Below are 10,282 nucleotides of genomic sequence, written 5' to 3'. Positions count from 1 at the left end.
TATATTTTAATCACAATGTTTGGAATGATTCCTGGATTCCCAGTAATCGCAATTGCAATCGGTGCTGCTGTCGCTGCTTGTGTTCACGCTATTTATACTGTTACATCTCACATGGGTAGGATTGTCGGTCAATCACAATTCGAACAACCATTGTTTATGGATGTATTAACTCAATCTTTAGGACCTATCGCAGGTCACGGATTTATAACTACTTTTTGTATTGTTGGAATTTCTTACTTAATGACTATTCCATTAGGTACTTCTGGACCATTACACGTATTCCCATTACCTCTCTTAGCTATGCTTTGGGGTATTGCTTTAGGAGCTATTGGTTCCTCAACTGGGGATGTTCACTATGGTGCAGAAAGTGAATATCAAAAATTCGAATTTGGTGGAGGTACTCCTGTAGCTATTCAAGGGGATATCGTTACTAAAGCTCCATTAGGTGCTAAAAACTCTATGGATGTAGTAAACTTCTGTGCTAAATTCGGTGGACCATTAACTGGTTTATGTTTCGGTCTCGTTGTATTCTTCAGTTTCTGGAATACAGTAGTATTTGGAATTTACGGCGGTATTATTGTAGGTATTATAATCGTTGTTTTATTAATTATCATGAACGACAGATTAGAAGTATTTGCAAGAGAAAAATACGGACCATATGAGGAAGAATAAGGAGGTTTCGATTATGGATCCAATTAGTTTAATTTTATTCATCGCAATAGGCGGTATTATGATTGGTGCTGGTGTGCACTTCATTCCTGTAGGGGGAGCTCCTGCAGCTATGGCAACAGCTACTGGTGTAGGTACTGGTACTGCTATGTTAGCTGCTGGTGCAGGTTTAACAGGTCTCATTACTGCTGCTACTATGACAGGTGAACCATTCTATATAGTTGGTATAGGTGGTGCAATAGGTGCTATGATCATGATGGGTATTACTATGCTCATTGCTAACTTAATTTATATCTTTGGTGTAGGTATTGTACCTGCTGCATCAAAAGTACCTGTTGACTGGATTACCAAACGTAACCAAGAAATATATAAAACTCCTGGTACTGAAGGACACGGTGTACCTACTACTTCATTTGTAAGTGGTCTTATAGGAGGTCTCCTTGGTGGTTTCGGTGGTGGATTAGTATACTACGGTATCAACACTGCTGTTAACGACAGTACTTTTGTTACTGATCCTGCTATTAGTATTGGTTTAGCTGCTATCTTAGGTGTAGGTGTATTCTTTATCAACTCTGTTATTGCTTCATATAACATTGGTGGCACTATTGAAGGTATGCACGACCCTAAATTCAAAAGAATTGGTACTGGAGCACTCGCTTGTGCTATTGCATCTGTTGTGCTCGGAATTTTCTGTGTTATTTTAACTGGAGGTATATAAAATGTCTGCTGGTGGAAGTGCTGACGGTGCAGCTGCAGGTGCAATAAATTCAACACACTTATTAATTGCTGGTATCGTCGGAGGATTACTTTGTATTTATTTATCAGGCTTTTTAGGAGACATCGTTGGTCCAGTTGTAGCTGGTATCGGTGCAGTTTTAGCAATCGTATGGGGAGCAGATGCTATTCGTAGAGTAGCTAGTTACGGTTTAGGTACTGGTGTACCATCTATCGGTTACATGTCCTTATCCGTTGGTGTAATATCATCCTTAGCTGGTATTAGTTTAGCTACTATTTTAGGTTTAACTATTGCAGGACCTATCATTGCACTTATCATTGCACTTATTATCGGTGCTATCATTGCATTAATTGCTACTAAAATCGTTGGTATGAAAATCCCTATTATGCTTCAATGTACTATTGAAATTGCTGGTGCTGCTTGTTTATCTATCTTAGCATTCTCAGTTGCTATTGCAGGTAGTTACGAAATGATGGCAGTTTACGAAAACGTTGTTGCAAGTGGATACATTGCTATCTTATTCATTATGTGTACTATGGCTATCCAACACCCATTCAACGCATGTTTAGGACCAAACGAAGACCAAGTCAGAACTTTAAAATGTGCTGCTTCAACCGCATTCTTATCCATGACTATTGTAGGTATCTTATCTGCAATTACTGGTGGATTAGGATGGGCTGTTGTATTAATAGTCGGTTTAATCGGTTGGGTTATTTCATTCAGAGCATTCGTATTAGCTTCCTGTAATGATGCAGCATCAACAAGATGGGCTGGATTATGGCCTAATGTAGAGGAATAGGAGGAATAAAAAATGGCTCAAATGTTACCTATGGTACAAATCGTACCTGAAATGAATTTGGCATATGATCCTGTAACAGGGATTCTCGGATCATCCTTAGGTTCCGGAGTTATTCTCCTATCTATGGATGACGTTGAAGAAGGAGTTGCAAAAGTAGAAGCAGCTGCAGACGAATTAATGGCTTCATTAGATCCTTACACCAGTCCGGCAGGAGCTTACCCAGGAAGGGAAGGTTCATATGTAACTGCTGGTATGTTAACCAACATGGTTTACGGATTCTTGATTGCTATATTTATTATATTTGCTGCATTAACAATTGGGGGTATCTAGATGGCTGATAAAAAAGCTCCTGCAGACGGCTGGCCGGTTATCAGTGGGGATTACATTGTAGGTGATCCTGAAAGTCCTGTTGCAGTAACCACTTTAGCTTCTCACATTGAAGCAGAGTTATCTGGAGCAGCTATTGCAGGCCCATGTAAAACAGAAAACTTAGGTATAGAAAAAGTTGTTGCTAATATCATTTCTAACCCAAATATCCGTTTCTTAATTTTGGCTGGTGCTGAAGTGCAAGGACACATTACCGGTCAAAGTTTCAAAGCTTTACATGAAAACGGTGCTGACCCTGATAAGAAAAAAATTATTGGTGCAACTGGTGCTATTCCATTTGTAGAAAACGTTCCACTCGACGGTGTTGAAAGATTCCAACAACAATTAGAAATTGTTGACTTGATTGATACCGAAGATATCGGAGCTATCCAATCTAAGATTAATGAATGTGTAGAAAAAGATCCTGGTGCTTTCGAAGAAGAAGCTATGGTTATTTCCGTAGATGATGACGACGGAGATGAAGATGAAGGAGAAGCAATGAAAGTTGTTTCTGCTGAAACTGCTCTTATTGAAGCTAGAATCAGAAATATTAATACTAAAATTGATATGGTCGGTGCTGTTCAAAGAAATATGGCAGGTAATTATGCTGGTAAAGTCCAAGGTATAATGATAGGTTTGATCTTCACTTTAGTAATCGGATTTTTATTCTTGATATAAGGAGGAATTATTTATGGTGCAAATTTCTAATAAACCTAATACAAGCGGAATTAAAAAAGCTTCCGAAGAAGCTGAATACAGTTCAAAATTACTTGCAAGAGAAGGTAAACTTTTCGCAGGATTACTTGCTACTAGAGTAAAAGGAATTGCTTTAGGTATTTGCTTAGCACTTATTTTAGTGGTAATTATTCCTTATATTGCAATATTATGTGGATTATAGAGGTGTTAAAATGAGTGATGAAAATTCAATACCTCAAGTAATGGTAGCTGCAGATGATTTCAACGCTTTAGCTAAAAAATTAGATGACGCTGAAGAAAAAGTTGACTTCACTGTCGGTGAATACTATCAACGTCTCGGCCAACAATCAGGAAGAGATGTTGGAATATTATACGGTATTATACTTGGATTATTTATATTGATTGTATCTATAAAATTTGGTGCGATTGCAATGTTACAAACATTGTTATCTAGTTTTTTATAGGAGGATTATTTTATGTTAAGATTTGATAAAGAACAACTCGTCGTAGATATCGCTGGAGTAAAAATGGGAGGTCAACCTGGAGAGTACCCTACCGTTTTAGCAGGAACAATCTTTTACGGCGGACATAACATTATTAGTGATGAAAAAGACGGTATTTTTGATAAAGATGCTGCTGAAGAAAGAATTAAAACCATGGAAGAAATGTCTGATGTAACCGGAAACCCTTGTGTTGTACAAACTTTCGGTGCTACTCCTGAAGCTATGGTAAAATACTTAGAATTCGTTGGAGATATTTGTGACAAACCTTTCCTTATAGACTCAACCGCTGCAGCTGCAAAAATTGCAGGTGTAGAATACGTTCAAGAAACTGGTTTATGTGAAAGAGCTGTTTACAACTCATTAAGTATGGCTGCAGAAGCTGGTGAAATCGAAGCAGTTAAAAACTCCGACATCGATGCATCCATTCTCTTAGGTTTCAATCCAATGAAACCTGGTGTAGAAGGAAAAATCGATATCTGGGAAACCGGTGGAGACGTTATCGACAAAGGTATTCTCGAAATGGCAGACGAATGTGGTATTACCAAACCATGGATGGACGTAGCAGTTACTCCTTTAGGACAAGGTGCAGGACCTGCTGTAAGAACTTCTTACGCAGTAAAAGCTAAATGGGGATACCCAGTAGGATCTGGTATTCACAACGTTCCTTCCGCATGGGACTGGTTAAGAGGATACAAAAAAGAACACAAAGAAGCATGGCCTGTTTGTGATATTGGTTCCAACATTGTCCAACAAATGGCTGGAGGAGACTTTGTTCTCTTTGGACCAATCGAAAACGCAAGACTTGCTTTCCCTGCATGTGGTATGGCAGATATCATGATTGCTGAAGCAGCAAAAGATATCGGTACTGAACCTGTAGAAGACCACCCAATTAACAATTTATTATAGATATAGGGGTCCCGATTAGATGATTAATTTCATCTAATCCTTTTTTTATTTTTTCTAAACTTTTTTTTAAAAAACTTTTAATAAAATTTATATTATTTTAAAAATAGATTATTATTTAACTTTAATTTTGGAGAGGTTAAATAATGTCTTTTTTAAGTAAAATTTTCAAGAAAGGTCCTAAGCCTATTATTGCTCATTCCAAAGAGGGGAATCTGGCTTCATTGAAAGCTCAACAGGCAGGTCCTGCAGCTCCTGGTGCTGTTAGAAAACCAGACACTTTTTATGTAACTGCTTCTGTTGAATTAGGTAACACTACAACCAAATCCATTGTAATGGCTACCAACCTGAACACAAGCGAGTCCTATCTGTTAAACAAAACAGTCAAAATGACCCGTGACATCAGACCTCCTAAAGCCAACGAGGAGGTTTTCGGTAAGACCGTTTGGGGTATTGAACTGTCCAAGGAGGCCGTAACCGAACTTGTCCGTGATACAGTTCTTGAATCCCTTCGCAAATGTGGCGTTGACAAGGATGAGGATTTGGATTTCGTTGTAAGGTCAACCGGTGTAACTGCAGGTTTTGCAACTGCTGAAGAGGCAGGCCAACTCATTATCGCTCTTGCTGACGGATGTCTTGAGGCTGACATTCCTCCTCGTAAGATGTCTCCTGCAATGGGTATTTCACAGCTTCCCGAAAGGCTTCAGAAACATTCCCTTCTGGAAAACATTCTATTTGACGGAGCCGTTGTAAGTGTGGTTCCTCCTGAAGGTAAGGAAACCGTTGCTAACGAGATGGAAGGGGAGCTTGTTACTGCTGGAATCAAGTTAGGTGCAAAATGGACTGATGTTGACTATAGAAACCCTTGCGTTTCACTGGATTTCGGTTCCACATTGGCAGGACGTATTGTAAACGACAACGAGCCTTACGCTAACACTGTAGGAAACTTTTTAGGTCTTGCAGGTGTTGTAAGCGACTCCCTTGCAAGGGGTTCAGGTAAAATCGACAAGAAAAACGGTGCTGCATTGGACTTATATTCTGATAAGGCAATGAAAAAGGCAGACCACAAGAAAGCTGAGGCAAATGCTCTTGAAGCACATAAACTGATTAACATTCAAAAGGTTCCTATGGATGTCGACAGGTTCGGTACCGTTCCGGTCAACCCTGTTGCCGCTGAAGCTGCCGGAACCACTTTAATCGGATGTGATGTGGGATTCAACGGTGACAAGCTTGGCGAGCTTATGGATCTGGGCGCACAGTTCTATGACGCCGACGGACTTCCAACACTTCTTTCAACTCTGGATTACGTAAGTACCAATATTGTTAAAAGGGTATTGGATGTTGCATTTGAGGAAAACGTCATTGTTCCGGGCTCCGCATTGGGTATTACCGGAAGGGCCGGTATCACAGGACGCAAACCTGAGCTTATTCTGGAAGCTGTTCAGGACAGGTTTGAAAAAGTCGTTTTCGTTGAGGACGGCCTTGCATTGGGTTCCGCTATTATGGCACGCTGTATGAACTCTATGGGTACTCCAAAAGTTCCTATTGGTGGTAAGCAAGGTGGCAGATGCATCCTGAAAGACCGTATGAAAATGGCTGGGGGCAAGTTCGCTTAGGTTTTTTTCATGATTTATGCTATTGTTATGGCTGGAGGTAGAGGAACACGACTCAAAACTCCAGTCGAAAAACCTCTTTTTAAATTACACAACAAACCATTAATTAAATATGTACTTGACAATTTAGATTCATCTAAATTAATCGAGAAAGTAATTATTGCAACCAGTCCCAACACTCCCGAAACCTGTGAGTATATTAAAAATTTTAACTATGACATTCTTGACACTCCTGGGGTTGATTTTGTCCATGACCTGTCATTTATCCTTGATCATTTTGAGGCAATATCTTCTGAAGACATTCTGCTTTTCATCAATGCCGATTTGCCTTTCATTTCAGGCGAGTGCATTGACTATATTCTTGAATACTATTTCAAATCCGGAAGGGACGCCCTTTCCACTCTGATTCCAGTAGGCATCTTTGAGGATTTGGGTCTGGAGTATGAGTTTGAATACAAGGGTCTTGTTCCCGTCGGAGTCAATATTTTAAAAAGCATCAATAAGATTCAGGATGAAACCCAACTGGTCATTGAAAAAGAGGAGCTTGCATTTAATATCAATACTTTGCAAGATGCCGGCATAGCCGACAGATTATACTTTTAAATATGATGAATGCATATACATAATATATAATTAAACTTAATATTTATCAGGTGATTTGATGGAAAATAAACAGATTCCTAAAAGAGAAGAAAAATTATGGAGCGAAATCAGAAATTATCAGGTAGCTACCAACAATGCCCGTATTCTCGGCGTTTTGGATGAACTTATAATCAACGAAAAAACCGGTAAAATCGTTGATATTGCTATTCGTGTAGAAGCTGACCGTAACATTCACGTAAAAGGCGCTAAAAGAAACGGTGACTTATTGTTGGTTCCTTTCGCTAAAGTTGAAAAAGTCGGCGAATTCATTATCGTAACTGAATGATTTCAGTTATCTTATTTTTTTTAATTTTCAATAAAACAATTGTTATATTTCTTTTAAAGGACTCTCTTATTTTCATTGAATAAAACAATTGTTATATTTTCTTGTTTTTGTTAACTATTTATAGGTGTTAGGCTAAATTTTAATTATAAGAGTTTATTTGATGAACTAATTAGGTGATATGATGTTACTTGAAATTGAAAATTTGGCTGTAGAAGTCGGTGGAAAAAGGGTTTTAAAAGACATTAACCTTTCAATTGCAGAAGGGGAAACCCATGTTCTTTTAGGGCCAAATGGTGCTGGAAAAAGTACTTTATTCTTAACTATTTTAGGTTTTCCGCAATACAATGTGGTAAACGGTACAATTAAATTTAAAGGTCAGGACATTACTGAATTAACTACTGCAGAACGTGTACAATTAGGTATAGGGGTAAGTTTTCAGTCCCCTCCTTCAATCAGAGGAGTGTCCGTCAGGGACTTGCTTAAAATTGAATCCCATCAGGACATGGATGAAGAGCTGAACCCTAGAATGAAGCAGCTGGCTGACCAGCTCAAGTTCAGCGACGAGTTTCTCGACAGGGACGTTAACTTCGGATTCTCAGGCGGGGAAGTCAAAAGGTCAGAAATTCTTCAGCTTTTGGCACAGATGCCTGATTTTACCATGTTTGACGAACCTGACTCCGGTGTGGACATTGAAAATGTTGAGCTGATTGCATCAGAAATCGGCACCCTGCTTGATAAGGATAAAAAACATGGTTCCAGAAAAAGAAGCGGACTTTTAATTACTCATTTGGGCTATATCCTGAATTTCGTTAATGCGGATAAGGCCCATGTACTGATGAACGGGGTAATTTCATGCTCCGGAAACCCTGCAGAAATTCTTGAAGATATTAGGAAAAACGGATTTAATGGATGTGTTGAGTGTGCGCAATGTTTATGAGGATGCTGAAAAAGCTATAAATAAGAAAGCTCCAATCGGAGCTGACGTTACTATAGAAAACTTCACTGATGAAGCTGTTAATGCTCTTGATTTGTTGGATGATTTGGATGATGTGAGCAAAAAGACCAAGAACACTTTATTGAAAGTCGGTGTCGACACTGAGGAAAACAACCGTTCAGGATCATTTCTCCAGGTTGACCAGAGTAACGTGTTCACCAACAACTCAATTTCAGATTCCGTTGAAGTCATGGGAATGTCTGTAGCACTTGACAAATACAAATGGCTTGAAGACTACTTATGGAAAGTCGTAAAGCCTGATGCAGACAAATACACTGCAAAAACCGCTTTAAGGGAAAAGGAAACTGGTGAATTGAGCGGATACTTTGTGAGGTCACTTCCGGGAACCAAAGAAGTAATGCCGGTTCAGGCATGCATGTTCATCGGTGACGAGGCAGTTATGCAGACCGCACACAACGTGATTATCGCTGAGGAAAACTCAGAGCTTCACCTGATTACAGGATGCGCAACAGGCGACGATGTAGTCTCCGCAATGCACGTGGGCGTTTCTGAAATGTATCTGAAACCGGGCTCCAAAATCACATTTACTATGGTTCACAACTGGGCAGAACAGGTTGAGGTAAGGCCGAGAACCGGTGTCAAGCTGATGGATGACACTACATACATCAACAATTACATTCTCACCAGTCCGGTTTCAACTATCCAGTCCTATCCTACTGCTTACTGTGACGGTAAAAACTCAAGGGCAATCTTCCAGTCAATTCAGGGCGGAAAAAAGGATTCCATCATTGATGTGGGTTCCAGAGTTTTACTCAACGCTCCGAATGCCAGGGGAGAGGTCATCTCAAGGGCTGTTTCCCAGGACGAGTCCAAAATCTATTCAAGAGGACACCTTTCCGGAACCGTTCCTGGAGTCAAAGGACATCTTGAATGTCATGGCCTTGTATTGTCCGATGACAGTATGATTTACGCTGTTCCTGAGCTCGAGGCAAGTTCAGCAAACCTTGAAATGTCTCACGAAGCCGCTGTCGGTAAGATCAGTGAGGAAGAGATAAATTACCTAACTTCCAGGGGAATAAATGAGGAAGATGCAGAGTCCATGATTGTCAGAGGATTCTTAAACATGGACATTACAGGTTTGCCTGATGAACTGGCTCAGCAGACCCAAATGATGATTGATATGAGTGTAGATGGAATGTAATTCCATTTATCTTTCTTTTTTTTAAAAATTTTGTTTTATAGTATATAAACTTTTTGGCTTTTTTTTCTAAGTAACCTTTATATTAATTATTAAAGTAATATAATAATCAGTACATTAATGTTATGCTGAGCTAGCTCATTAAAGTACATAAATTGTGAAATTAAGGCATACCTAAACATTTTGCCTTAAACAAGCGATTTTAAAATTTTTTAAAAAATTCTAAAATTGGCGTTTGAAGGGAGAAATCTTTTCAAAACAGAAAAATAAAATAAAAAATTTGATAGAGGAGGAAAAACTCTATGGCTGATGATGTAAAAATTGTAATGTTTTGTTGCAACTGGTGTTCCTATGGAGGAGCAGACACAGCTGGTACTGCACGTATGCAATACCCACCGAATATCAGAGTTATTCGTGTAATGTGTTCTGGAAGAATTGACCCACAATTTGTTTTAAAAGCATTCCAAGAAGGTGCTGATGGGGTATTTGTAGCTGGATGTCACATGGGCGACTGCCACTATGACGCTGGTAACTACAAATTAGATCGTAGAATGAGATTAATTTATAAATTAGTTGAAGATATGGGAATTGGAAAAGAAAGAGTTCACCACGATTGGATTTCCGCATCCGAAGGTGAAAAATTCTCTCAATCTGTTAAAATGATGGTTAACAGAATCAAAGAATTAGGTCCAGCTCCATTGAAAGAACAATTAGATGCTGAAGAATAGATTGGAGGAATGAATATGGCAGATAAAGTAAAAATAGGAACTATGTGGTTCAGTGGATGTTCCGGTTGCCACTTATCCATTGCGGATTTCCACGAATCTTTAATTGATGTAATGGAATTTGCAGATTTTGAATTTTCCCCTGTGCTCATGGATACTAAATATGATGAAGTACCTGAATTAGACATTAT

Annotated in this window: 14 protein-coding genes and 1 pseudogene; all 15 read left to right on the top strand. The window is 39.0% G+C overall.

All coding sequences use genetic code 11. The features are described 5' to 3' along the window. A partial coding sequence (gene mtrE / locus ACKI2W_RS11525; protein ID WP_407382102.1) for a tetrahydromethanopterin S-methyltransferase subunit E occupies positions 1 to 672 on the top strand: 672 nt, incomplete at its 5' end. Positions 673 to 685: 13 nt separating this feature from the next. Continuing rightward, the gene (gene mtrD, locus ACKI2W_RS11520) at positions 686 to 1,387 is read left to right on the top strand and encodes a tetrahydromethanopterin S-methyltransferase subunit D (protein WP_407382101.1); all 702 of its coding nucleotides are present in this window, start codon (positions 686 to 688) and stop codon (positions 1,385 to 1,387) included. A gap of 1 nt (position 1,388) precedes the next feature. Next, positions 1,389 to 2,204, top strand: coding sequence for a tetrahydromethanopterin S-methyltransferase subunit MtrC (mtrC, locus tag ACKI2W_RS11515; protein WP_407382100.1), 816 nt, complete (start codon positions 1,389 to 1,391; stop codon positions 2,202 to 2,204). Positions 2,205 to 2,216: 12 nt separating this feature from the next. Beyond that, positions 2,217 to 2,534 (top strand): tetrahydromethanopterin S-methyltransferase subunit MtrB, encoded by a 318-nt coding sequence (gene mtrB, locus ACKI2W_RS11510; RefSeq protein ID WP_407382099.1) that lies wholly within the window; start codon positions 2,217 to 2,219, stop codon positions 2,532 to 2,534. Beyond that, positions 2,535 to 3,248 carry a tetrahydromethanopterin S-methyltransferase subunit A gene (gene mtrA, locus ACKI2W_RS11505; RefSeq protein WP_292799798.1) on the top strand — a complete coding sequence of 238 codons (714 nt, stop codon included), beginning with the start codon at positions 2,535 to 2,537 and terminating at the stop codon, positions 3,246 to 3,248. Between the two features lie 13 nt (positions 3,249 to 3,261). Further along, positions 3,262 to 3,468 (top strand): tetrahydromethanopterin S-methyltransferase subunit F, encoded by a 207-nt coding sequence (locus ACKI2W_RS11500; RefSeq protein WP_292799795.1) that lies wholly within the window; start codon positions 3,262 to 3,264, stop codon positions 3,466 to 3,468. Positions 3,469 to 3,478: 10 nt separating this feature from the next. Next, positions 3,479 to 3,730, top strand: coding sequence for a tetrahydromethanopterin S-methyltransferase subunit MtrG (mtrG, locus tag ACKI2W_RS11495; protein ID WP_292799792.1), 252 nt, complete (start codon positions 3,479 to 3,481; stop codon positions 3,728 to 3,730). A gap of 12 nt (positions 3,731 to 3,742) precedes the next feature. After that, entirely contained in the window at positions 3,743 to 4,675 is a 933-nt protein-coding gene (gene mtrH, locus ACKI2W_RS11490) for a tetrahydromethanopterin S-methyltransferase subunit H (RefSeq protein WP_407382098.1), read from the top strand. 143 nt (positions 4,676 to 4,818) lie between these two features. Continuing rightward, positions 4,819 to 6,288 carry a methanogenesis marker 14 protein gene (locus ACKI2W_RS11485; RefSeq protein ID WP_407382097.1) on the top strand — a complete coding sequence of 490 codons (1,470 nt, stop codon included), beginning with the start codon at positions 4,819 to 4,821 and terminating at the stop codon, positions 6,286 to 6,288. A 9-nt stretch (positions 6,289 to 6,297) separates the two neighbouring features. Further along, the gene (locus ACKI2W_RS11480; protein WP_407382096.1) at positions 6,298 to 6,888 is read left to right on the top strand and encodes an NTP transferase domain-containing protein; all 591 of its coding nucleotides are present in this window, start codon (positions 6,298 to 6,300) and stop codon (positions 6,886 to 6,888) included. A gap of 58 nt (positions 6,889 to 6,946) precedes the next feature. Further along, positions 6,947 to 7,213 carry a PRC-barrel domain-containing protein gene (locus ACKI2W_RS11475; RefSeq protein WP_058739988.1) on the top strand — a complete coding sequence of 89 codons (267 nt, stop codon included), beginning with the start codon at positions 6,947 to 6,949 and terminating at the stop codon, positions 7,211 to 7,213. Between the two features lie 181 nt (positions 7,214 to 7,394). Further along, positions 7,395 to 8,150: an ABC transporter ATP-binding protein gene (locus tag ACKI2W_RS11470; RefSeq protein ID WP_407382095.1), complete on the top strand. Its 756-nt coding sequence runs from the start codon at positions 7,395 to 7,397 to the stop codon at positions 8,148 to 8,150. Continuing rightward, positions 8,119 to 9,369: a SufB/SufD family protein gene (locus ACKI2W_RS11465; RefSeq protein ID WP_407382094.1), complete on the top strand. Its 1,251-nt coding sequence runs from the start codon at positions 8,119 to 8,121 to the stop codon at positions 9,367 to 9,369. The genes ACKI2W_RS11470 and ACKI2W_RS11465 overlap by 32 nt, the downstream gene beginning before the upstream one ends. 299 nt (positions 9,370 to 9,668) lie before the next feature. Then, positions 9,669 to 10,094: a hydrogenase iron-sulfur subunit gene (locus tag ACKI2W_RS11460; RefSeq protein ID WP_407382093.1), complete on the top strand. Its 426-nt coding sequence runs from the start codon at positions 9,669 to 9,671 to the stop codon at positions 10,092 to 10,094. A gap of 15 nt (positions 10,095 to 10,109) precedes the next feature. Beyond that, positions 10,110 to 10,282 (top strand): annotated as a pseudogene (locus ACKI2W_RS11455) (F420-nonreducing hydrogenase); the annotation flags it as partial.

Origin of the sequence: Methanobrevibacter sp. (genome assembly GCF_045603845.1) — an archaeon.
GTDB lineage: Archaea > Methanobacteriota > Methanobacteria > Methanobacteriales > Methanobacteriaceae > Methanocatella.
Note: the sequence above shows the minus strand (reverse complement) of the source record. Positions and strands in the feature narration are given on the sequence as shown.